This window comes from Lentibacillus sp. CBA3610 (genome assembly GCF_013373365.1).
Lineage (GTDB): Bacteria > Bacillota > Bacilli > Bacillales > Amphibacillaceae > Lentibacillus.
In genome coordinates this window covers 384,138-408,016 of the sequence record NZ_CP035925.1, presented here as the reverse complement: position 1 = coordinate 408,016, position 23,879 = coordinate 384,138, and the positions used below count along the sequence as shown (strand labels likewise).

Annotated in this window: 24 protein-coding genes and 2 pseudogenes; 5 read left to right on the top strand and 21 right to left on the bottom strand. The window is 38.6% G+C overall.

Features of this window, described 5'->3' with window-relative positions; genetic code table 11:
• Positions 1–180: 180 nt before the first annotated feature.
• A complete protein-coding gene (locus Len3610_RS02100) occupies positions 181–531 on the top strand; it encodes a hypothetical protein (protein WP_176446493.1) in 351 nt (116 codons plus the stop codon).
• Here Len3610_RS02100 and Len3610_RS02095 read toward each other — a convergent pair.
• A complete protein-coding gene (locus Len3610_RS02095) occupies positions 520–1,032 on the bottom strand; it encodes a type 1 glutamine amidotransferase domain-containing protein (RefSeq protein WP_176446492.1) in 513 nt (170 codons plus the stop codon). The two genes, Len3610_RS02100 and Len3610_RS02095, sit on opposite strands and share 12 nt — an antisense overlap.
• Positions 1,033–1,398: 366 nt before the next feature.
• On the opposite strand from Len3610_RS02095, the gene Len3610_RS02090 reads away from it, so the two are divergent.
• Entirely contained in the window at positions 1,399–2,598 is a 1,200-nt protein-coding gene (locus tag Len3610_RS02090) for an MFS transporter (RefSeq protein ID WP_176446491.1), read from the top strand.
• Between the two features lie 262 nt (positions 2,599–2,860).
• Here the strand turns inward: Len3610_RS02090 and Len3610_RS02085 are convergent, their stop codons facing one another.
• On the bottom strand, positions 2,861–3,136 hold the full coding sequence (locus Len3610_RS02085) for a hypothetical protein (protein ID WP_176446490.1): 276 nt from the start codon (positions 3,134–3,136) through the stop codon (positions 2,861–2,863).
• Positions 3,137–3,337: 201 nt separating this feature from the next.
• On the opposite strand from Len3610_RS02085, the gene Len3610_RS02080 reads away from it, so the two are divergent.
• Positions 3,338–4,354 carry a DUF3231 family protein gene (locus Len3610_RS02080; RefSeq protein ID WP_176446489.1) on the top strand — a complete coding sequence of 339 codons (1,017 nt, stop codon included), beginning with the start codon at positions 3,338–3,340 and terminating at the stop codon, positions 4,352–4,354.
• Between the two features lie 348 nt (positions 4,355–4,702).
• On the opposite strand, the gene Len3610_RS02075 is transcribed toward Len3610_RS02080, so the two are convergent.
• The 3 genes from Len3610_RS02075 to Len3610_RS02065 form a co-directional block, all read right to left on the bottom strand.
• Positions 4,703–6,205 carry an alpha-amylase family glycosyl hydrolase gene (locus Len3610_RS02075; RefSeq protein ID WP_176446488.1) on the bottom strand — a complete coding sequence of 501 codons (1,503 nt, stop codon included), beginning with the start codon at positions 6,203–6,205 and terminating at the stop codon, positions 4,703–4,705.
• Positions 6,206–6,617: 412 nt separating this feature from the next.
• The gene (locus Len3610_RS02070; protein WP_176446487.1) at positions 6,618–7,634 is read right to left on the bottom strand and encodes a FecCD family ABC transporter permease; all 1,017 of its coding nucleotides are present in this window, start codon (positions 7,632–7,634) and stop codon (positions 6,618–6,620) included.
• The gene (locus Len3610_RS02065; RefSeq protein WP_176446486.1) at positions 7,631–8,644 is read right to left on the bottom strand and encodes a FecCD family ABC transporter permease; all 1,014 of its coding nucleotides are present in this window, start codon (positions 8,642–8,644) and stop codon (positions 7,631–7,633) included. The genes Len3610_RS02070 and Len3610_RS02065 overlap by 4 nt, the downstream gene beginning before the upstream one ends.
• Positions 8,645–8,796: 152 nt before the next feature.
• On the opposite strand from Len3610_RS02065, the gene Len3610_RS02060 reads away from it, so the two are divergent.
• Positions 8,797–9,762, top strand: a complete 966-nt coding sequence (locus Len3610_RS02060; protein ID WP_176446485.1) for an iron-hydroxamate ABC transporter substrate-binding protein — start codon at positions 8,797–8,799, stop codon at positions 9,760–9,762.
• A 278-nt stretch (positions 9,763–10,040) separates the two neighbouring features.
• On the opposite strand, the gene Len3610_RS02055 is transcribed toward Len3610_RS02060, so the two are convergent.
• Positions 10,041–10,406 (bottom strand): YisL family protein, encoded by a 366-nt coding sequence (locus Len3610_RS02055; protein WP_176446484.1) that lies wholly within the window; start codon positions 10,404–10,406, stop codon positions 10,041–10,043.
• A gap of 171 nt (positions 10,407–10,577) precedes the next feature.
• On the opposite strand from Len3610_RS02055, the gene Len3610_RS02050 reads away from it, so the two are divergent.
• Positions 10,578–11,774 (top strand): ornithine--oxo-acid transaminase, encoded by a 1,197-nt coding sequence (locus Len3610_RS02050; protein ID WP_176446483.1) that lies wholly within the window; start codon positions 10,578–10,580, stop codon positions 11,772–11,774.
• Positions 11,775–12,476: 702 nt separating this feature from the next.
• Here the strand turns inward: Len3610_RS02050 and Len3610_RS02045 are convergent.
• The 15 genes and pseudogenes from Len3610_RS02045 to Len3610_RS01985 form a co-directional block, all read right to left on the bottom strand.
• The gene (locus Len3610_RS02045; protein ID WP_176446482.1) at positions 12,477–12,917 is read right to left on the bottom strand and encodes a GNAT family N-acetyltransferase; all 441 of its coding nucleotides are present in this window, start codon (positions 12,915–12,917) and stop codon (positions 12,477–12,479) included.
• Positions 12,918–13,154: 237 nt separating this feature from the next.
• Positions 13,155–13,547 (bottom strand): retropepsin-like aspartic protease family protein, encoded by a 393-nt coding sequence (locus Len3610_RS02040; protein WP_176446481.1) that lies wholly within the window; start codon positions 13,545–13,547, stop codon positions 13,155–13,157.
• Complete coding sequence (locus Len3610_RS02035) at positions 13,547–13,792, bottom strand: hypothetical protein (RefSeq protein ID WP_176446480.1); 246 nt, start codon at positions 13,790–13,792, stop codon at positions 13,547–13,549. Before Len3610_RS02035 ends, Len3610_RS02040 begins: the two co-directional genes overlap by 1 nt.
• Before the next feature lie 259 nt (positions 13,793–14,051).
• Positions 14,052–14,225, bottom strand: coding sequence for a hypothetical protein (locus tag Len3610_RS02030; RefSeq protein ID WP_176446479.1), 174 nt, complete (start codon positions 14,223–14,225; stop codon positions 14,052–14,054).
• 780 nt (positions 14,226–15,005) lie between these two features.
• Positions 15,006–15,152: pseudogene (locus Len3610_RS20435) on the bottom strand (DUF6366 family protein); the annotation flags it as partial.
• Between the two features lie 92 nt (positions 15,153–15,244).
• On the bottom strand, positions 15,245–16,090 hold the full coding sequence (locus Len3610_RS02025) for a nucleotidyltransferase domain-containing protein (RefSeq protein ID WP_176446478.1): 846 nt from the start codon (positions 16,088–16,090) through the stop codon (positions 15,245–15,247).
• 161 nt (positions 16,091–16,251) lie between these two features.
• Positions 16,252–16,830, bottom strand: coding sequence for an L-rhamnose mutarotase (locus Len3610_RS02020; RefSeq protein WP_176446477.1), 579 nt, complete (start codon positions 16,828–16,830; stop codon positions 16,252–16,254).
• Positions 16,831–18,231: 1,401 nt separating this feature from the next.
• The gene (locus Len3610_RS02015) at positions 18,232–18,438 is read right to left on the bottom strand and encodes a DUF3923 family protein (protein ID WP_176446476.1); all 207 of its coding nucleotides are present in this window, start codon (positions 18,436–18,438) and stop codon (positions 18,232–18,234) included.
• Positions 18,439–18,511: 73 nt separating this feature from the next.
• A pseudogene (locus tag Len3610_RS02010) lies at positions 18,512–18,778 on the bottom strand (GNAT family N-acetyltransferase); the annotation flags it as partial.
• The gene (locus Len3610_RS02005) at positions 18,714–19,190 is read right to left on the bottom strand and encodes a class I SAM-dependent methyltransferase (RefSeq protein ID WP_255259874.1); all 477 of its coding nucleotides are present in this window, start codon (positions 19,188–19,190) and stop codon (positions 18,714–18,716) included. The gene Len3610_RS02005 and the pseudogene Len3610_RS02010, both read right to left, overlap by 65 nt.
• Before the next feature lie 152 nt (positions 19,191–19,342).
• Positions 19,343–19,825 carry a YjdJ family protein gene (locus Len3610_RS02000; protein WP_176446474.1) on the bottom strand — a complete coding sequence of 161 codons (483 nt, stop codon included), beginning with the start codon at positions 19,823–19,825 and terminating at the stop codon, positions 19,343–19,345.
• 600 nt (positions 19,826–20,425) lie between these two features.
• Complete coding sequence (locus Len3610_RS20430) at positions 20,426–20,848, bottom strand: transposase (protein ID WP_255259742.1); 423 nt, start codon at positions 20,846–20,848, stop codon at positions 20,426–20,428.
• 430 nt (positions 20,849–21,278) lie between these two features.
• On the bottom strand, positions 21,279–21,701 hold the full coding sequence (locus Len3610_RS20425; protein ID WP_255259741.1) for an IS110 family transposase: 423 nt from the start codon (positions 21,699–21,701) through the stop codon (positions 21,279–21,281).
• Between the two features lie 696 nt (positions 21,702–22,397).
• A complete protein-coding gene (locus Len3610_RS01990) occupies positions 22,398–23,099 on the bottom strand; it encodes an OmpA family protein (RefSeq protein ID WP_176446473.1) in 702 nt (233 codons plus the stop codon).
• 33 nt (positions 23,100–23,132) lie between these two features.
• Positions 23,133–23,825, bottom strand: a complete 693-nt coding sequence (locus tag Len3610_RS01985) for a hypothetical protein (RefSeq protein ID WP_176446472.1) — start codon at positions 23,823–23,825, stop codon at positions 23,133–23,135.
• Positions 23,826–23,879: the final 54 nt, after the last annotated feature.

Here is a 23,879-nt window from a genome sequence, read left to right as displayed (position 1 = left end):
AAAAGTTCCACAGCTTTACTGCGGTTCTGGTCATACACAACATCTCTATACAGTACGCTGGATGGATGTCCCAGTTCAAGTGTTCGACCCAAATTCCCTCTATTAAAATAATTTCAAATTCAATTATAGACGAACAACCACTTATTCCACAACCTGGCCCTTATATCCTGGTGGATTCTGATGATTCTCCCTCTCTTCTGCAGATATTCCCGCGCTTCTGCTGATTCTTATTTTCTTCTGCAGATTCTTCCGCTCTTCTGCAGATATTCCCGCGCTTCTGCTGATTCTTATTTTCTTCTGCAGATTCTTCCGCTCTTCTGCAGATATTCCCGCGCTTCCGATGATTCTCGATTCTCCCTCTCTTCTGCAGATATTTCAGTTTTAGCGCTCATGCTAATCCTGATCATCGCCCATTTGAGGAAGATCATGGCAGATGAGCATGAGCGCTTTGTCTATTATCAAACAAAAAATAAGGAGAGGCTGCATGATGAACAGCCTCCCCTAAACGGATTTGACAAATTATTTTTCTAAAAGCTTCAGGGATTCACGGTTGAATGCAGGAAGATCATCAGGTGTTCTGCTTGTTACAAGGTTTCCATCTACAATCACTTCTTCATCTTTTACAGTTGCTCCTGCATTTTCCAAGTCTTTTCTTACGGAAACAAAGCTTGTTAACTCTCTTCCTTTTAGTTGGTCTGTATTAATGAGAAACTGAGGACCATGACAAATTGCAAATATGGGTTTATTGTCCTGGAAAAATGTTTTTGCAAACTCACTATTCTTCTGGTTGATACGTAGTAAGTCAGGAGAAAACCCGCCAGGTACGAGTAATGCATCATAATCGCTCGCATTTACTTCATCGATGCCCCGATCTGCTTTTATTTCGTCCCCATTTTTGCCATTGATGGTTTTATTTCCTTCATTACTGATGATATCCACCGTATGCCCAGCTTCCTTGTAAGCTTTCACAGGATCAGTTAATTCAATTTCTTCTACCATGTCTGTAACGAGAACTGCAATGTGTTGACTCATATAACGTTTCCTCCTTTTATCATTCTCGAATTTATTCTAACAAACTGCCCATATCCTTATTAAGCATTATGCTCATGATACGGATTATGCACGAACCAAATAACAAATTGCTCTAAGGACGGGTACTTGTTCTTTTCCACCTTATCGTGTTACATAAACGTGACCATTTGTCCAATATAGGAGTCCCGCTGATTTTTTTCACTCAACACACGCCAAGGAATTCATCTTCAGTCTCAATACTATCTCCCACCAGCGATTGTTGCCAAAAATAGTACTTTAATTTTTTCTGAAAATCACCTGGACAACCCTTTATGAATGTTGTAATATGTTCACTCGTGATTGAAAAAAAGTAAAGGGGTGTGAGCCATGAAGCACTTAAACTTCTCAAGAAACATGATTCTAACCGTATTTATGCTTGGAACATTCGCCATTGGCATGACCGAGTATGTCGTTACAGGTTTACTGACACAGTTTGCTGCAGATTTAAACGTAGATGTGTCAACAACAGGATTGCTGCTGAGTGTCTACGCCATTAGCGTAGCCATCTTTGGGCCACTCCTTCGCATAGCAACGATCAAGTTTTCACCTAAGCCGCTTCTCCTGGGGCTGATGGGTGTATTTATCATTAGCAACATCATTGCTGCCACCGCGCCAAACTTCGAGATCTTATTACTATCCCGGTTATTATCGGCAGCCATGCACGCGCCATTCTTCGGCTTATGTATGAATTTGGCTGTTAATATATCTGAACCGGAAAAACGGACAACAGCAGTCGTCGCCGTTCAAGGTGGGCTCACAGTCGCCGTCATGCTTGGTGTCCCTTTTGGTTCTTTTCTCGGTGGAGCGCTTGACTGGAGACTCGTTTTTTGGTTTATAGCTATCCTTGGGGTTTTGACGTTTATTGGTCTTTCGTTCGTTACACCGAATGTCAAACCAACGGAAACTCCAAAATTGAAAAAGGAACTTGGGATTTTTAAAAATAAAAATGCACTCATGGTGATTGCCATTATTGTGTTTGGTTTTTCCGGGAATTTTACCGCATATACGTTCATAGAACCCATGATGCAGGAATTTGCTGATTTTGGCGTGATTGGTGTTACGACCGGGTTATTTTTCTTCGGACTTGGCGGTGTCATTGGAAACCTTATTTCCGGCAAAGTTCAACCACCTCGTCTAACAGAGCGACTTATGGCAGCCTTAGGCATATTTGCCGTTATACTTGCGCTGTTCACTTTCTTACTCCCTTACGCTCCCTTAACCTTTGTGATGTGCTTCTTGTTTGGTGCAGGAGCGTTTGGAGTCGTACCAATCTTGAATTCCAAGATTATTATCGGTGCACCCGAGGCACCATCCTTATCAGGAACCATTGCAGCATCCGTCTTTAATTTGGCCAATTCCATCGGTGCAACATTGGGAACTGTTTTACTGAACACCGGCTTGACATATACCATGATCACCTTTGTAGCCGCTGGTATGATGATGTTTGGAGTGCTTCTCACGATTGTCATGCATAACATTGAAGATAAAGCATTATTTCAAGGAACAGGGAATACCGGGCCATCTTAAGGCTCGGTTCTTAGATTCCAATGATTACTTGGTTAAGCCGCTCAAACGATACTTCCCTTAATTACGCTAGTGCGGCCGTTTCCGGAAGGTCATATAACTTATGAACTGACGCCTCAATTCTACGTATCCATTTATCGTAAAATAAAACAATGCTAAGTAATAAAGGGTTGATGATGTGTGCACACCAAACACTCCACCATCCGTGATGAACGTATCCCCACGGTTCAGACAACAATGTCACCAATTCATATAACATGATTTACTACACACCAAATATCGCTGTACCACCAATCATATAAATAAATGGAAATAAGAATAAGACTAAATTTGCAGTTACTGCACCAATTGTCAATGCATTCTTTTGGATTTGGTACGCTTTTGATGCAAAGAATAAACCAAAAGAACAAAAAACTAAAGGAGAAAATACAGGCAACCCTTGTATATTTTCAAGCGTAATAATATCAAACATAAAGTTTACAATGAATATAAGAGGTGCAAGGAATAACAAGTAAGCAAGTATGACAAACCTTTTTAGCACAACATAGCCCCCTTTGAAAGCAAAATTGGCACAAGTGTTATTCAATTCTTGCTCCCGACTGCATAACAATTTAATGAATAACACTGGCTCCTGTTATTTTTTAGTCGCAATAGTGAACCCTGTTTATCCAATTTGTTAATAAAATCCGCATTAATGTAAACAATAAACCTACCTTAAACATGCTCTTAAGGAGGTTACACGATGAATGAAGAGAACATTCGACTGACATCTTCAGAAATTGGTTCGCTTTGGACCGGGTATATGAATGATAGTATGTCGACATGTATTTTGGGTTTTATGCTGAAGCACATTCAAGATGCGGATATAAAACCTGTTGTGCAACATGCCTATGATATTTCAGCTAATCATATTGAGCAACTAACATATATGTTTGAAAATGAACAATACGCCATTCCAAGGGGCTTCACTGAACAAGATGTCAACATGAATGCACCATGGCTCTTTTCAGACACATTTTGTTTAATGTATGTGAATCATATGGCAAAGGCGGGAATGTTAATATACGGCGGTTTTGTTTCTATGAGTTACCGGGAAGATGTATGTAACTATTTTGTGCAGGCGCTAAATGAAACCAGTAACCTTTATCAACAATCACTCAAAATTGGCCTTTCCAAGGGAATAATTGCCAGACATCCGTATATTGAAGTTCCCAAAGAAACAGATTATGTGGACAGCAAAAAGTATCTTAGCGGCTTAAATCCTTTCAGTAACAAACGGCCATTAAATGCTGTTGAGATTTCCCATTTGTATCAGAACGTACTAACAAATTCAACGGGGATGCACTTATGCATTGCATTTGCCCAAACGTCACCATCTAAAGATGTACAGAATTACATGCTTCGTGGAAGGGACATTTCGAAAAAGCATTTAAAAATTTTCACAGATGCACTTTTGAAAGATGATGTTGAAACTGCACAGTCCAACGTAAGTGTAAGTGGCTCCATAACTCAAACGTTTTCAGATAAATTAATGATGTTTCACATGAATTTGCTTATATCTTCAGGAATGGGCAATTATTCTACTGCAGCATCTGCAAGTCAACGCAGTGATTTGATGATTAATTATGAACGATTATCATTTGAAATTTCCCGGCTCGCCAAAAGCGGAGCTGACATCATGATTAAGCATAATTGGCTGGAACAACCACCTGGAGTAAAAGATCCTAAAAAATTAGCTAAGAACAAACAGAAAGGCTGATCTTAAAATGGATCAGCTTCTTTATTGATCTTAGAAATACTCATCATATTCAGTTTAAGCGCTAATACAATCCCTGATTAGTCCACTTCTGTTTCAAAAAAACATCACAAATATTGAAAAATGCTGTAGCCAAGATCAGTAAATTAATCTTGGCAACCGCTGCGGAAAAACACAACGCTTTCCGTGTGCCCCGAGCTCGAGCCGCCTCGAAAAAAAGAAACTCGTTTTTCTGCTCAGGTCTATTCTGTGCTTTTTTCCGCCAGCTAGTTGATACATATTTATTTATATATTTCAATTTTTGATATTGGTCTCGAGCCATTATATTCATATGAAAACGGAAGCTGTGCACTACGCATTAGCTTCCCGTTTTTTCTGCTTTCTCGTCAAATAAATAATCCCTGCCACAAACACGATGAATATTGCGGCGATCGGAGCAATTACGAACCAGTTCAGCCCGGTATTGTCTTCAACAATATAAACCTCAGCTGATTCACGTGGCAAGCCAATAGTAAATTGCCCATTGCCATTATCTCTTACAATATCATCCTCCAGCAACCCTCTCATTTGTTTGTCAGCACTGATGTCATCAACCTGTGTAACTTGTGATTGTGTGTCATTGTTAATTGCAATATACATGGCGTTACCATCATAAGAACGCTTAAATAAGCTCATGGCACCACTTGAATCCACCAATGCATAATCGCCATGCTGTAATACCGGAAATTCCGCTCGGAGTGCTGCCATCCGATTCGTGAATTCTTCAAGTTCCTCGTCTCCACTATTCCAATTAACTAACTGCTGATTTTCCGGAAAGCTTCCACCACCCATTGGAATTTCGGATCCCTGATAAATCATTGGTGCACCAGGTGCGGTATATAAATAGGTTAATGCCAATTGCCACCCCGTTAATGGTTTTCGTCCATTTTCCAGAAGCTTATTGGTAAATCGCTCTGTATACGGATTATCCAGATAATTTAATCCGCCTTGCATATCATTATTTTGCAGCGTTTCATGAATTTGTGTGAGCGGTGTACCTGCCTCCGCGAATACTTCGGTCATCGGGGTGTATAGTTCATTACTGTCCGCTGCCTGTATAGCAGTATCTTCTGTGAGATCACCCGTGTACGATTCACCATCTAAAATATCGCCCAGTAAGTAAAAATCCGGGTTATTTTCGTGTATATCAGCTGTTAATTCATCTAAAAATTCCTGATTGGCCTGATCGGCTGCGTGAAGTTTAAAGCCATCTATATTGGTTTCATCGATCCAATAATCAGCCACATCTTTGATAAAGTTTTGGACATCCGAATTTGTTTGATCCAGCATAACCGTGCTATTCATCCACTGCAAAGACTCCGGTCCATCATTTTCCTTCAGCCAGTCATTTCTATCCGGATCCTTTGTTATCGGATGCGTCTCTGAAACATAATTCGTTACAAACTCCAGTACAACTTTCATATCACGGCTGTGCGCTTCGTCCACAAGTTCCTGCAAATCTTCCATCGTTCCAAATTGGTCGTCCACTTGATAAAAATCCTCAATCCAATAGCCGTGATAGCCATTAGGGGCGTTTTCCATAATTGGTGATAAAACAAGGGTCGTGTAACCAAAATCCTGTAAATGATCCAGCTGGTCGGTAACACCTTGTAAATCACCGCCATGATAAGCAAATGGATCCTCAAGGTCTACCTGCTCATCTCGTGACGAATCACCATTGTTGAAGCGGTCAACTAATATATGATAACCAATTTCACTATTGATTGCCGTTTCCTGTTCAGCTGCAAAAGCCGTTTGTGAAAAACTCACGAATAGTATCATAACGAATATGATCGATAATAATAAGCGTTTCATATGTGCGCTCCTCCAATTATAAAGTGAAACTTCATTCAGTGAAGTGCCTTTCTTCACTGAATGGTAGTGAAACTTATCGGACATTTAGGGTCAGTTAGCCGCCGTTCCTTGGCAGGTTACTGACCGTTACATGCGGGATAAAATCATCTCTCTCTATTATTAACACTACACACCTGCAGTCAATACAAAACGTTAATTTGTCGAAAATACTTCAAAATCTCCCCTTCTTACTCCTATAATCGAAACCAACAGGCAAAAGGGGGCATGAATTTTTTTAAAAAATCACGCCCCCTTTTTGTGATTTCTTTCGATTATAGATATGAAAGAAGGTTTATACGTTACGAACTGCCAGTGCCAGTTGGACTCCTCCATGACGGGAAAGTCCTGAAGTCTTGGGAAACTTGCCTTCCGATTAATTGGCTTTGATCAGCAAATAGATAAAATAAGGTGCACTGAGAATGGAAACAACCACCCCAACTGGTATTTCCATTGGTGCCAATACATTTTTTCCAATCATATCAGCAACCATCAAAAGCAATGCACCAATCAGCGCTGATATTGGTATGGTATATTGATGCATTGGGCCAATAATCTTTCGTGCCAGATGTGGTACAACAAGTCCAAGAAAGGCAATCGCACCACCGGCAGCAACACTTGCACCTGCCAGTGCAACAGCGATTAGTAATAGCACAAGACGACTGCCTTCAACTTTTGAACCCAGTCCTCCTGCTATATCGTCACCGAGATTTAATACATTTAAAGCATTCGCCTTCACAAGTGCCAAAGGGATCAGTATTAGTATCCATGGCAATAGCGACAAAACAAATGGCCAGCTGGCGCTCCAAATATCACCGGACAGCCATACTGTCACCTGCCGGAAGTCCTGTGGGTTCATTTTCAGCTGGAGGATAATCAATGCCGCACTGAAGCCTGCGTTGATACCGATTCCCACAAGAACGAGCCGTATCGGATTCACCCCGTTTTTCCATGCCAGGGTATAGACAAGAAATGCTGCCAATAACGCTCCGAGTAACGCAAATAAGGGCATCATAAAAATGGAAAACGTGCCATTGAGTGAATCCTGAATAAAGAATATAAACAATACAACAGCAAAGCCGGCTCCGGTATTAATACCCAAAATACCCGGTTCAGCCAGCTCATTTTGGGTCACGCCCTGCAGGATAGCGCCGGAAACCGCAAGCCCGGCACCTACAAGCAATGCCAGTACGATACGCGGCAGCCGGAAATCTAAAAGTACCAGTTCCTGTCTGTCGGTTCCCTGTCCAAAGATCGTTTGGATCACTCCCAAAGGCGATATGGAAACAACACCTGTGGCCAAGGCTATAAAGAACATGACCACAATCAGCACGATCAGCAATACCGAGACAGACACAAATCGTCCTGTCCGATGGTTTTCAGTCTGATTCATGTTTGGCCACCCCCGCCACGTGCAAGATAAAGAAAGAACGGGACGCCAATCAATGATGTGATAGCGCCCACAGGGGTTTCAAACGGTGCATTGACCAGCCTTGAAACAATATCGGACAAAACAAGCAATAATGCACCGAACAAGGCCGATACAGGAATGATCCAACGGTAATCCGTTCCCATTATAAATCGTGTGATATGTGGAATAATGAGACCAAGGAAACCAATAGCACCCGCTACTGATACGGCCGCTCCGGTCAATATGAGGACTGCCAGAATACCGAGGGCTTTTACCAGGACGTTATTTTGTCCAAGCCCTGCTGCCACATCTTCACCTAAATTAATGACGGTTATGGATTTGGAAATCATTAATGCGATGATTATCCCGACAGCGCCGGAAATGAGCAGAACTTTATTTGACGTCCAATCTGCTCCTGCTAATCCACCGGCCTGCCAGAAACCCAGCTGCTTTTCCAGCTGAAAATAGAGGGCAATAACCGATGAAAGCGACGTTAATAATGTACCAATTGCAACACCGGCGAGCGCAAGTTTAACTGGTGTCAATCCACTTTTCGAAAATGAACCAACCATAAAAACAAGTACAACGGCCATACCGGCACCCGCAAATGAAGCGAACGTCATAGCAAGGCTGGATGCCGCTGGGAAAAAAGCCATTGTGATAACAAGGGCAAATGCCGCACCTTGTGTAACCCCCATAATGGACGGTGATGCCAGCGGGTTGCGCGTCATTCCCTGCATAATAGCACCGGATACTGCCAAAGAGGCGCCAACCATCGCCGCAGCCGTAGCTCTCGGCAGCCGCAACTCCTGAATGACCTGATGGGATGTAAGATTTTCATTAAAATGAACAATTGCCTGCCAAACAGTTGACAGATTAATATCAACTGCCCCAAAGGCAACCGAAAACCCCATCGAAACAGCCAGTGCGACTACCGTTAACATAATGATTGCTATTCTCCATAGCTTGGAATGCTGAATAGTGGATAGCATATATTACTCCTGTCAAAACAAATTAATCCATAAAAAAGTATAATAGCTTATAACGTACACTGCAATATTTTTAGAAATAAATTGACATTTTAATTGAAAATGATTATCATTATCGGCAGGAAGTTCATTTTACAGATAGAGGAGTTTTACATATGCGTAAGCTGAACAGACCATACAGCCTGGTCATTACTCTCTTAATCGCTTTAATACTTTTAATGACCGCATGCGGCGGCAGTGATTCGGATGAAGAATCGTCTTCCGGTGAACAGGCTGGCAGTCAGGATTCCGACGTGACACTGGACAGTGAAATGGGCGAGGTGACCATTCCCGCTGACACCGAGCGTATCATCGCACCATACCATGAGGATGCATTGCTAGCTTTAGGCGTTACACCAACAGCAAAATGGGCAATCGGTGAAACAGTACAGGATTACCTTGCTGATGACCTGCAGGATGTCCCAAAAATTGAATGGAACCTTCCACTGGAACAGGTCCTGAATCATGAGCCGGATTTAATCATTCTGGAAAATGCCATTGACAGTTATGAAGGCTCGTACGAAGACTATCAAAAAATCGCCACAACCTATGTCATGACTGAGGAAACGACAAATAATTGGCGTAAGCAGATCGAAACATTCGGTGAAATGCTTGGCAAGGAAGCCAAAGCTGAAGAAGTGCTCAATCAGTTTGACGAAAAGACAGCAAATGCAAAAGAAACACTGAACAATGCAATCGGAGAAGAAACAGTTGCACTGATTTGGGCACAGGGCGATCAATTCTATCTGTTTGAAAACAATCGGCACAGTGCAAAAGTACTCTATTCTCAACTGGGAATCAATCAGCCTGAATTAGTCAGCGAACTTGGTGAAGCCAAGCCGCAGTGGAATCCGATTTCGCTTGAAAAGCTTTCCGAATTAAAAGCGGACCATGTATTCCTGCTGGCCCAGGAGAATGAACAGGGACTCGAGACACTGGAGGACAGTTCGGTCTGGCAAAACACACCCGCGGCTCAAAACGGCAATGTCTATACAATGAATGATCCAAGTCACTGGACAAACAAGGGCTTGATTGCATTTGAAAAAACAATTGATGACGTACTTGAAACACTGACTGAATAGTGGTGGTATTATAAGTCGCGTAAAAAGTGCCATGTATTTATTTGAAATTTCATGGCGCTTTTTGTCTTAATATAATTGAGAAGGTTTTCTTTTCAGCATTTGTGACAATTTGAGCTCAGAAAAACTCAGGCCCAGCCTCGTTTTTCCAGAGGTCAGAGGTCGGATTGGAAGAAATCGGTGAGTTACCCGATTTCAAGATTGAAGTCATCATCTGAAATGTTATATTTCTGATCTTATAAAAAAGACTCCCCCGCGGAGAAGTCTCTGTATCACATAGCTTATGGCAAAAACCCTAAACCTAACCGGCCAAAGCCTAAAATCAGTGTCAGCAGTACAGCAATGACAAGCTGGATCCACCAGCTTTTCGTCGGCTCTTCTCTGCCTGATTTCAAACTGATCATTTCCATGGCGAATATAGCCCAAATACCTGCGAGCCCTTTAAAGATAGCTTCGCCCATTTGTGGACCATTAAAATAGGCCACTAGCAAGTCACCGCCGGAATATAATATCAATAAATAATCCAGCCTGAGAATCATTTGAACGATTTTAGCGGCTTTTGCTTTACCTGATTTATTGAGGGCGACAACAACAACAAAAAGGATGAATGCCAGAACCCATGAGGTTACGTGCAAATGTGTATTCATTTTTCTATCGTTCCTCCTTGAAACATCTTTTACCTATTTTCATAGTACCTATCTTAACATGTCCTGCAAGGAAAATCATTTGATAATTTATTGAACAGGTTTAAGGAAGAAAACTAAAATAAAAACTGTTATACTGATGATGAGTTGCATTTTTTAATTCGGAGGGATTGTATGACTAAATCAAGCCAGCAAATTATTGATCAGACACAGGAATATGGTGCCAAAAACTATCATCCGCTTCCTGTCGTGATATCCCAGGCAGAGGGTGTGTGGGTCGAGGATCCCGAGGGCAATCGGTACATGGATATGCTTAGTTCATATTCTGCCCTCAACCAGGGACACCGCCACCCCAAAATCATTGACGCATTGAAACAGCAGGCTGATGCTGTCACATTAACGTCTCGAGCGTTTCACAATGATCAGCTCGGTCCTTGGTATGAAAAAGTATGCAAACTGACCAACAAAGAAATGGCACTTCCGATGAATAGCGGTGCAGAAGCTGTCGAAACAGCAATCAAAGCCGCCCGTCGCTGGGCATATGATGTCAAGGGTGTTCAGGAAGACAAAGCTGAAATCATTGTAGCTGAAGGCAACTTCCACGGCCGTACCATGACAGCTGTATCCCTGTCATCAGAAGCGGAATATCAACGCGGATATGGCCCACTTCTCCCTGGCATCAAAATAGTGCCATACGGCGATATTGATGCGCTAAAAGAAGCCATTAACGAAAACACAGCCGCCTTTCTATTTGAGCCAATCCAGGGTGAGGCTGGCATCAACATACCGCCTGAAGGATTTTTGAGAGAGGCATACGATGTTTGTTCTGAAAATAATGTCCTCTATATGGCTGATGAAATCCAAGCCGGACTTGGACGTACCGGCAAAATGTTTGCCTGCGATTGGGAAGATGTCACCCCGGATGTACTGATTCTAGGTAAGGCACTAGGCGGTGGTGTCATGCCAATTTCCTGTGTTGTAGCTAATAAAGATATTCTCGGTGTGTTCAATCCGGGCTCACACGGGTCAACGTTTGGCGGAAATCCGCTCGCATGCGCGGTCTCTACAGCAGCACTGGAAGTCCTTGAAGAAGAAAAGCTGGCTGATCGCTCACTTGAACTCGGCAATTACATGATGGATGAATTGAAAAAAATCAGCAACGCAAAAATTAAAGAAGTGCGCGGCAAAGGCTTGTTCATTGGAGTTGAACTGACTGAAGCAGCACGCCCTTATTGTGAAGAGCTTAAAGAAAAAGGCCTGCTTTGCAAAGAAACCCATGACAATGTCATCCGCTTCGCCCCGCCGCTGATTATCGAGAAAGAAGATCTTGACTGGGCTATAGACCATCTTAAAGACGTATTGAAAGCATAGTTGAATTGCAGGCTGCACCAGTGTGGGTAAGTAGTTCACTTACCATGGAAAAAATTTAAAGTATCAGAATGATTTTCTTATGAAATAGCAACGCTTTTAGACTGTTATTAACAGGTTAATTAACAGGACAATTATGCAAAAAAAACATTGCTTTTTAAAGGCTTTTGGTATGAAAGAAGAAACAGCTCTGTGAATAAGTTACTGAGCTGTTTCTTTTTTTAAAATTATTCAATAATCGCGCCCCGATTACAGAAGATTGAATAACACGAAAAGGTCATCACCGTTCTTTAATTTTTGCTAACTGCCTTTATTAAAAGAATATCATTTCCCATAGGGTATTTGTTTTGCAGTCAAAACAGACATATATGACAATCGTTTATAAGCATCCAAATATATGCGTCCTTAACTTCTGGAGGATATGCAAGTATATTGCTTAATTCATCAAGTACTCTATGTCCAAATCTGACCATTCATCCGGGTCTTTCAATCATTAGCCCTCGACCCTACGATTATTACGATGCGGATATCATCTTGATTTTTACACCATGCGGTCACTTTTTTGATTAGCTTTTCATAATTTTGATTTTGTTTTTCCATAACCCCACCTGTTTTTAAATTCTTTGTTTTTTTACGTTAACTGGCCAAAGACAGCAATAGTGGACGCATTTCTTATTCCGCGAAAGCGCCCTATTGCGGAATTTATTATGAATCCAATGGTTTCTTAAACACATAACTCACCTTGTCATAATCCATTCTTTCTTCATAAAAACGATGAGCATCTATACGTTTTAATCCTGATGATAAAGCGACACTTTCATAGCCACTTTCTTTTGCCCATTTATGTACATAAGAAAGGAGTCGTTCACCATATCCGTTTGAACGTTGACTGCTATCAGTAACTAAATCACACACCCAAACAAAATGCCCATAATAAAGAGTTATCATAGGCTTAAACCCAGTAACTGCAACAATTTCTTCTTGATCATACAAAGCAAATAACCTGTACATATCCTTTTCTTTAGCTTCTGTCACTAAATCAAGATAAGTAGCTTCATCAAGATGAGTTCGTAATTGATTCATTATTGGAAATGCTTCAAGGAATTCCTCCCGGGATCGAAGTTCTTTGATAGTTAAAGTATTCATTGCCAAACTCCTTTTTTAATTATTACAACTCATTGTCCTATTCGACATTCCATTGTTGGATTCCTTCATTCCTCAAAGGACCAGTTCAAAAGGAGTTCACCTTATTCAGTTACAGCGCCCGTTCGTATTCTGGAGTATACTACTGCAATAGCTAATTGAACTAATCCTCCCTTTTAAACGAAACACTATTTAGTGACTTTAACTAATACAAAAAGAGGACTAGTAAAATATGATGTGCTAGTCCCCCTTTTTTCGCATTGATGGATACAATTCTAACTTATCCAAATCAATGATGAAATTATATTGTTTTAAAATATCTAATCCTAGCAATGCACTATGTTCTTGGGGTAACATTCCTACATCTACTTGGAAGTCTTTTATGGTAAATGAGTTTATCTGTATTTGATCCATATTTTTTGTGTAAAATGGAACACTACCACCAATCCCATACGCTTCGTAAATTGCGTCGCCATTTTCATATCTAACTCCAATTGATTCTAAAATATCTGGTGAAATAACAGTATGGGATGACCCAGTATCCACAACGACATCGTCTATATTTATTGCTTTTCCACGGAATATGACGGTTAAACTGGTCGTAATAAGTTGTCCATCATAAAACAGATTCATTAGATCCTTCTCACTTTCATTAAGGGATCTTTACGTATATGGATAACAAAATTTTTATTTCCCGTATGATAAACCATTGTTCCCTCTTCTGCACTAAAAAACGCTTTATTTGCATCTTCATCTTTGATTGGGCGTATTGGGGCTACTTCATCAACTATCTTCTTGTCACCTTCGTAATGATAATCCAAAATGGAAACCAAAAGAAATTGATTAGGAAATAGTTCACGAGCTTCTTTCCATTTCATTTTGTATCCCTCCTTATCTACATTATAAATAAGAATAAAGCATTATCAAATACAAATGACTAAGTATAAATAAACTTCATTCAATTATATTGGCTCCCTGCTTAAGATGCTCAACTAACGCGCCCGATCGCTGAAAGGTCTGCTGTATATCGTCGTCTTAATGTTTCTGTCTTTTGATATAATCAATTCGTTCTTGAACATTCCCATTAACCATATGTTCTTTAAAATCCAAAGAAGATTTATCCCTTTACTGTTTCAGCTATTCATTTTTATCTTCAGTTATACCACAATCAAATTTTTTTATTTCTAAATCTAGCTTTTTTTGTTCCAACTCTATCTCTTTTCCCTTTAATTCGTAGCTTTTCTTTTTATCATATCCATAATAAATAAGAGAAAAGCCTATAATAATTGTTATATAAAACCAAAAACTCAACTCTCCACCTCCAACTCTCCCAGAAACTATGTCTGATTCATTCTATTCAACTAACCTATCCCTTTCAGAATGACGTCATCTATTAGATACTGTGCCCGTTAATTCAAGATTCTTCTTCATTTGAGATTTTTAACTGTTTGGCATATAAAAGGCCGTCCTATTATGAATAAACCTAAACAGGCAATGTGACAATCCCTGAGTATCGTCAAAAAACATTGAATAATCATTGACTTATATGATTTATTCTTGTTGTATAATATGCTAAATGAGTTTAGTAATAAAACAAATAAAGGATAAAAAAATAAAAATCCCAAAATTATCAGGCCGTCCCCAGGCCCGCCTTCATCTGCTGGGTGGATAATAGGAAATAAAGAAACAAATATAAAACTGAAAAGAATCACATATGGTAGCCAAAGAAGAACAGTCCAAAAAGATGATTTACGATTCTTCAACCATTTATTTGTTAGATAGATAATGGCCGCAGAAAGAAGAATAACGGAAATGATTGTGATAAACACCTATTACATGCCAATGACCACAATTCCATCCCGTTAAACCTAATTAATCTGAAACATTTAAGTAAAGCTCAATAGGTATAAAAATCATAATAGCATACAAGATACTTATAACATTTAATTTCCAAAAACCATTCATTTATGACCCCCTAATTATCCGAGCTGATACGCCAATAAAGACCGAATCCTTATTCCTGATTTGCGCCCGTTAGCAAAAGAAAACAGCATATATTATTAAACCTACAATGAGTATAAGGATTAGTATTCAAGTCCCTTTCCAACCAAGTCCTCCAACTAAATCAACAAGACTTCCATTACTTGCCCTATTTGTTGCATCATTCAAAACACCACCTGGGTTATTGTTTTTCCATTCTTCTTGCCTTAGTCTTTCTCTTCTTTCTTCAGGAGTTTCGTTACACTGCCCATTTTATCCCTCCACAAACTGGCCCGATAATGCAGATTTGGACGCTTTTTATTCCGTTAAAGTGCCCGTTTACTTAAGAGTCATACAACTGGTAGGTTTTTAATTTCAGTTGGATTATGAACATTTAGCCAATCATCAGCTTTCCGAACCATCCACCCTCCGAAAGTATCTAGAAACGGCAATAGTTCCCTTGGATTTAAAGACGGGTTAATCGCAAATTCAAGCGCTTGTCGCATCTCCTTCTTCTTTTGAGGATAATGCCTTGAAAATAATTTGTAAGCTGGATAAAGATCCCTTGTATATGTCCCTTCATCAATAATGACCAATGCCAATCCGCATCGGACTATGAGTTTCATAATCCAGATACAACAGTCCTTAATGTCTTCAACGTCTTCATTTCCTTCCAAATCACTTTTTGCACTGTCGATTTGGCTTCTTATTTTGATAATGTGATCATTAGCTAATGCATGACCAGCTTTATAGTTAGGAAGACTGGGTCTCAGATCTTTGCCGTAAATACAAATACTGTGGGTTTTCAGCATAAAAGAAATGATGAAAAAGTATTTTGATTCCATGACCTCATTTAAATGATAAAAACCTAGCTCAACCCCATTTAGAGAACTGTTTTCCTTATTGATTTCTTTTTCTGCTTTCTCCACCCAATCCAAAGTTAAATTCTCAGGCTTGAAATGAGTAATAACCAATACATCAATATCGGATACACCTTCAATTCCTAATCCTCTGGGAACTGATCCTCTGATATAGATGCTGTGAATCTCCTTTGGCAAAAAAGACAAGAGGTAGTCTTGAATGGAGTGGAGCGCTCTTCTAAATTCAGTACCTACATTCTTCAAATCAGATTCATTCGTAATATATCCATTGTCATCAATATGACATAAATAGCCCATTTCTTTTATTTGATTCATTAAACACCTCATAACTGATTACCAATTTGTTAATTATCTCATGACAATTAATAACACCCATTATTTAATAAAATACAAATGAAAATACCTTCCGTTATCCGTGGTATGGCCCTTGAGCCAGTAATAGGAGGATTTTTGTTCCTGATAAAGCGACCGATTATTTAATAAATACTTTTTTGTAATTTGGCCATTAATTCTTTGTATTTAACAAAAACCTCTTTTATGGATACGACAGCAAAATAAGAAGACACCTCGAAATTACCTAATGGAAATTCATCATAAACTAAACCTATATTTAACTCTTTTTGAGGTGCAATTTCCCTTTGTGTAAGAAAGTTTGCCAATTCCTCATATAATTTTTGACCTTTCTCATCGATAGCTCTTTCTACTGAGAATCGCCCCGCAAAGCTGTCCCACCACACCTTAAATGTTTGATGAATTTCACTATATTCCTTTAAGCTGTCGTTACCATCCACGAACAATCGTTGGTGAAATAAATCTTTTTCTTCATAGAAAATTTTCATATCATTCTTAGGATGTTCAGATACTCTTTGTATAACTTCATCCCATAATTCTTTAAACCGTAATTCAAATTCTTCCTTCACTATGTACTTTGAAGGGATATAAGGAAATCTGTACTCTTCTTCACTTCTATTTTGATTAAGAAATATATTTTGGATATAAACCAAAAAGTTCAAAGCAGAGGATGCCTCTGTTTTCATTAACAATGAATTTTCCATCAAACTCCTCCTCGCCACTATAATAAGTTAAATTTTACAATTAATGCTATGATAATTCCGGATAATGAATCTATGATGCAATATTGGCGCCATTCCTTATTAGGGAAAAGCGCCCGTTAAAGGAACAATTTTAATAATTTGTTTTGTTATCCCTATTTTTATTTTGCATTAAAAAATAAATAATTGCTCCAATCACAAATTACTAAAGGACCTAACAACAACTGTGTTAAATTCCCAATAGTAGCATCAAAAACCCAACTTAAAGTGCCGTTAAGAATAAATACAAATATTAGCAATGATAACTGAATGGTGATTGATTTTTTAAATTGAGGTCTGTATTTTCTTGAGAACAACAATAAAGTCCAAATAATGGATGCAATTAGAAAGGCAACTTCAAAAAAATACACATAATTAGATAATGTCTTTATACTGGAAAACTCTGATTGAGTTATATTGGATTGTCCTATTAAAGGCTCAAAAAGGATTGATTAATTTCTATTGATACATAACCTATATTCAGAACTAATAAAGTTAATATAAAAATGCTCTGCTTTGTTTTAACATTCCAATTCCTTTAATTTTGATCCCCCCTAAAGTGTGAATTTACTCAATTAAATGGCCCGATTCAGGCGCAATGCTTCTTCAACAACTGCGCCCGTTGCTTAATAGTCTAATTGACGTAAATACAAAAGAAGATCTTCTCCGTGTTCTTTAAAAATGTATTTTTGAATTTTACTATCTATCTTTCTTTGTTGTTCATCCTCTTTTCTAGAATCTGCTCATTAAAAGAAAAGTAGGACTACCTCCAAACCCTGACGCCCTTGTCCCCAATTATCCCATAATTTGTCCTTTATATATGACACCAATGTTAATCTTATTGAGGAATAGTACCATTTAGCTTAGTCTCAGATATGAATTGATTTTTCTAAAAATGAAGTAATTTACAACCGCGGCAAAAATGAAAACTAATCTACTGTATTCAAAATGCACATTTAAAAACAACAGAAATATAGTAATAAAGAATAATAACTCTATTATAATTTTCAAGTTAAACTTTAAGTGTTCTCTAATAAGTGACATATATATAATTGTTATTGAAAATATTAATAAAACCAATACGAAAAAACGGTTAAGGGTAATATCCATTATCAGTAGTATAACTATACCAATTAGGATGACATAAGCTAAGAAATATAAATATTTCATTACATTTTCTTTGTTTTTCACAGTATTACTCCTTCTTCAATTGAATAAGAAATTATGCCCTTCGTATTGATGCAATATTGGCGCTAATCCTTATTAGGGAATAGCGCCAGATTGCGGCAACTTAAAATTTATACTTTGTAAATACTTTTTGCTTACTGTTGAATACTAGTTTTTTTGTTATGGTTGATTACCAAATTAATGATTGATTAGCCATATACCTTGAATTATTGCTGGGAATGTAAATGCAAACAATAAAACAATAAATGATAGTAGTTTAGTCTCGGGCGTTTGAACAGCACCCGAACCATCTACTTCTCTCGTCCAAACAAAAACTGTACCCACAACAAAAAGAATCATCCAAAAAATATTTATTATCCACCAGAAAATCCACGATATCTTCAATTAATTTATCCCTCCTTGTGTCAACACTTATTCCAGAAAGGCGCCCTATAATTGAATACTGAATCAAACATTATTAAGTCAAATTTAATTCATAATGATAAAATTGCGAGTCTCGGATATATCCATCTTTTTCATATAATCTTTGAGAAGCATAATTATCGGGTGCTGTTTCCAAACTAATACTTTTAGCACCTGTTTCAATAGCAAAATCCTTTGCTTTATTTAAGAGCATTGCTCCTATTCCTTGTTTTCTTGCTTATACATCTATATACAAGTCATTTAATATCCATGCTCTTTTCATGGATATTGATGAAAATGTCGGATAAAGTTGAGTAAATCCTTCGTTTCATCTTTTGCATAGTCGATTTATTCATAATGGAGACATATAACATTCCACCTGGTTTTAAGACCCTATATGATTTGTGAAAGCCTTGATCCATACTTTTCCAGAAATATATTGTGTGAACTGTGAATAATTTATCAACGTATTCACCATCAAATGGCAATGACTCGATCCCTGCCTCTTGTATATCAACAACACCGTTATTAATGAGTTTCTCATTATACTTTTTTGCTTCCTTAATCATATCTTTTGAAATATCAATTCCAATATTTCTTCCATTCATATTTCTTCGTGATATTTTGTTTAAGATAGAGCCATTTCCAATTCCAATTTCTAATATTTCTTCACCACCCTTAATTTTCAATAAATTTATAGTCCAGTCATTTATTTCATAATTTCCTTTTTCCATAGACCTACTTACCCATCGTGATAAAAATCCACTTGGTCTTCTTAATTGATTACCTAACCATTTCTCGAACATACTCCCCTCAGAGGATATTACTATACCCCTTAATTAAGGACGCAACCTCTATTCTGGAGTTACGCCTGATTGTTTGAAAATTAGCTTACAACTTCATTAGAATGCCGGTTTAAAATTTGAAAGTAAAAAAGTATGGCAGTTATAGTGCAAAACCCACCACTTAATAACCAAATGTAAAATAAGATTTGGCCTCCTGGCGCAGGGGAATTAAAGCTGAAATAGCTTAGCAGAAATAATCCTCCACCTAGAAATGAAAGATAATACGTAAACAATTTATGCTGTCTCCTTAAGAAGCGATACCCAGTAAGAATTAACAAATATAAACTACTTATTATCATAATGACTGGAAAAGTTGGCTGAAATTTCGCAGCGTATATAAAATGGTCAAGTTGTAAAATTTGGTTACTGCTTTGGATTTCATCATAGAGCAATTGGGAAAATGGTGTTGAATGTTTCCATTCCCAAGGGTCAGTTAAAATCGCGCTCCCTTCGTACCAAGCCGCAACAGTAGAAAACAGCAGCAATATAGATGCAATACCTGCCTGTAATAAAAACTTAAACACATTAACACCTCTATCTTACGCGATAATATGGATCTCTTAACCAAGAAAAGCCGCATTCATTATTCAGTTCCTGCGCCCGTTCGTATTGCGGAAAGAATAAATTCAGCCGTTATTCATCATATAAATCAGTAATCACTGTGGTAATGAAGTTCGACCTATCAAGTAACATTACTGAAATTTTTAGTCTCCTGACTCCCTCAATATATTTCGATTATCTTAAAATATCGTTGTTTTTCTCCGATTTCCTCTTACTGATATCGAAGCTATTCGGTAAAGTCAAGGAAAATACCGCCAATATTGGATTAATATGGAAGTATACCATTTAGCCTAATAAGCTTGGTACCTTATTTTCCAAAAATAGGAAATAATATAATCGCACTTTGGATCTCCACATTGAACATGGTGGTGGACCCTCCCATTTATCTCGGCGTCATGTGCGCGTACATTCCTTCGTTCGACCTTACCATGTGTGGATGCCGGAAATGCTTTTTAAGTGGGTCTATGCCCTAATGGAGGTAATATCGACCGGCTAATCCGTGCTTCGATTGTAATAGACATAAATCTGGGTAATTGACAACGTATTATATTTCTGTGTGTTTATTAAGCGACTTCCTGTAAAGGTTTCAATTGAGGGATGTCCCTCAACATACGTGTTTCATCAAATGAGCAATTGCGTGTACCTATCACAAAAAATATCTTGATCAACTTCCGACTAAGAGCCACGTAGGATTGCTTCCCTGTAAGTGGATTGTTTGCTCGGTTTTTATAATAATGATGCAGTTCTTTAAATCCTTCATTATGAATCGATAAAGGGCGCGCAACTTGGTATAACAGGGATCTTAACCGACGGCGGCCACGCTTCGTGATCGTCGTCTGTCCTTTGAAATATCCGGATTGGTTCATCTGAAGGTTGAGTCCCGCTAACTTAATAATTTGGCGTGGATCTCGATAGTTGGATAAATCCCCGACTTCCGCGAAAAGACCAGCGACTGTAATCGTACTAACGCCCTTGATCGCTATCATTTGACTGGCTCCAGGAACCTGAAGAACAAGTTCTTCGAGTCGTGCTTCGTGAGGCCTGGATGCGCTCCTGTATAGCTGATATTGATCGATAAATAACGAATCTCCTGACGTGCCATCGTCAAACCAACTGTTAGCCCTACACTTGTTTCAGCTGCGTGTTTAAGCTCTTGGATGCGCTTGATTTCCAACGCCACGCTTAGTTGCCTGTTTTACTTCACCCATCAGTTCCTCTTCCGAACTTGATTGGATGTCCTCTGGAAGATAGCCCTCTTTGAGAAAGTGAAGAGCAGCTTTTCCGGTCCAATCTTTAAATACGGTTAGAAACTCTGGAAAATAGCGGTCTAACGCATTATGCATTTGGTGCTTTGATAGAGGACAAAATCCTCCTGCATCATGTCATGAAGCTTCATGCCTTCCCGCAAGTTCAGCATTAGATGCCTTCAAGTAAGATTGGTTCATGATATCGACAGCTCTCATTACCTGAGCGATAACTTTCGCATTCTTTTGTATCATTTTTGGTTGGTGAATCATCATCCAATTCCTTCGTGCGTTTCACCTTCATGGGATTAACGACGACGGCATGTAGCTCCTGAGCCCTTAAATAATAAGCTAGATTCAGCCAATAATGGCCTGTTGGCTCCATTCCAAAAATAAAGTTGGATTTATTCGTTTCATCAGCAAGGTTCTGAGCCCATTTAAGCAATTGTTTAAATCCTGTAAAGGTATTCTCAAACACCAAACGTTTCGCTAAATCACGACCGCGGTCGTCAATGGCACGAGCTACATGTTTCTTTTTAGCCACATCGATACGATAATAAGTGTTTTTCTGTTGATTTGTTGCTAAGCGTTCCATTTTGTGTAAAATCCATTGTAGGAGTCCTCCTTAGGTACTTAATTCGAGGTCATCGATGACACTCTCTATCGTACCAAGAGGGCTCTTTTTTTGTACAATCGATTCTACGTCCATTTTTCCTCAAATTTTTTCATTACAGGAATGCTTTTTAATAGCCAAGCCAGAATAATATAGATCCAAAGAAATACTGGCTGAAATAAAATAAAAACCACTCGTACGAAAACGGGAGAAGTATAATACTTATTCAGGAACTGCGCCCGAATGCAGAAATCTTCAATCTTAATCGGCTTTTTTCTTCTTCTGGCAGCTTTTCTAAAGTCGCTAATATATCCTATTGATAAGAAATGAACTCGGAATGCCAAATATTGCTGCCATAAAAGTTCCAGTAACTATCCAATGCGTAAACAAATATTTACCTACTATAAGCAATAATAGCCCCGCAAAAAAACAGTATATTACCTATTCTTTATACCCAACTCCAATTAAATCAATTTTGCTAAACAGAATTGCACTTATGTATGGAATGGGCGCCAAAATTGCTCAAGAATGGCACCCTATCGGATTATAAAACCTTCTGATTATCATTGTACTTATTTAAATTTTAATTGTCATTACACATATTTTTTACTTGTCAAATAAACTCCGTGACTTTTTGGCATTCACCTCATAATAAATATCACTTTAAACTTTGAAATATCATTGATTAAAGCCATGGACGGTCACTTCTACCCGGCGATTTTTCTGTCTGCCTTCAGGGTTATCCGAACCATCATTATTTGTATTTTGGGCAATTGGTTCTGATGCACCTTTTCCTTCAGCGGTCATACGTCCCTCTTCAACGCCTTTGTCGGCTAATGCGTCAAGAACAGCATTCGCCCGATCCTCGGACAGTTCCTGGTTATAGCTATCCTCGCCTTTACTGTCTGTATGTCCAACGATTATTACTTCATCATCGGTTGTGTCTATCACCTGCACGAGTTGACCAATCGCTTCATCAGCTTCAGAACGTAATTCACTCGAATCAAAAGCAAACAAAATATCTTCAGGCAACGTTAACTTTGCGCCATCCTCCGTTCCCACAGCATTAAATTCCGTTAACGTTTCCATCACTTCTTTTTCAAAACTGGAGTCAATATCCATGCTGCTTTTGAAAAAAATGGATCCAAATGACATTTGCGTTATATTAAATTCCGACTTCGGTACATTCTCTTCCTGATCAGAATCGTTTTTGTCAATCTCTGCATTGTCAACCATTGCCGTATCATTTTCATCGTTTGTTGCAGCCTTCTCATTCGCTGATTCATGATTATTTTCTTCAGCGTTCATACAAGCGGAAAAAAATATCACACATACAATAAGAATAAAACTTAAATTAATCTTTTTATAAATGGAATGCAATGAGGATACTCCTCTCCACATATGAATTAATTACTACCATTCTATCTCAATATCTTCAAAATTAAATTGAGGTTCTACATTATCAGGATTAAATATTAACGTCAGTGATTGGGCGTCATCTTGAATTCTTCCCGCAAAACTAACCGTCCCAGTAACTTTTTCCTGATCCTCAAGCTTTATTCTATCAGAGTCGTCATCAGCAACATATCGATAATCATAACCCGTATCATCCTGTAACGTGATACCACCTAAATTTGAACCTTTTGCTCTGCCTCCACTCGCCAGATACTCGCTGAAACCAGAATGATTCTCGGCATTAAAATCTACTGTAATATGATCTTCTTCAAAAGAGATTTGCTCAAGCGTCAGAGTAACACCATCTTCGTGCTGAATTTGTTCACCTATTTCAATAGTTTTCGGCAGCTCATTGCTATTTGCGGACGCATTATCATCAGAAGAGCTTGATTGTTGTTCGCTAGCGTCATTTGTTTCATTTGCACTTTGATCGTCACCAGGACCCGTTTCATCATCATTCTGTGTGTCACCTGAATTTCCCTCAGTTCCCTCGTTATCTTGATTACGCATCTCATTTTCATCTTCATTGGATTGAGCTGATTCCTCTCCATTATTTTGTGCATCATTTTCATTACTTTGACTGCTGCAAGCAACAGCGACAGATACTGTGAAAATGAACGTTAAACACAAAAGAAAAATACGTTTTGGCATAAAAATCCTCCTAGTTGGGTAATGTATTACATTTATAAAACAATTTTGCTCTTC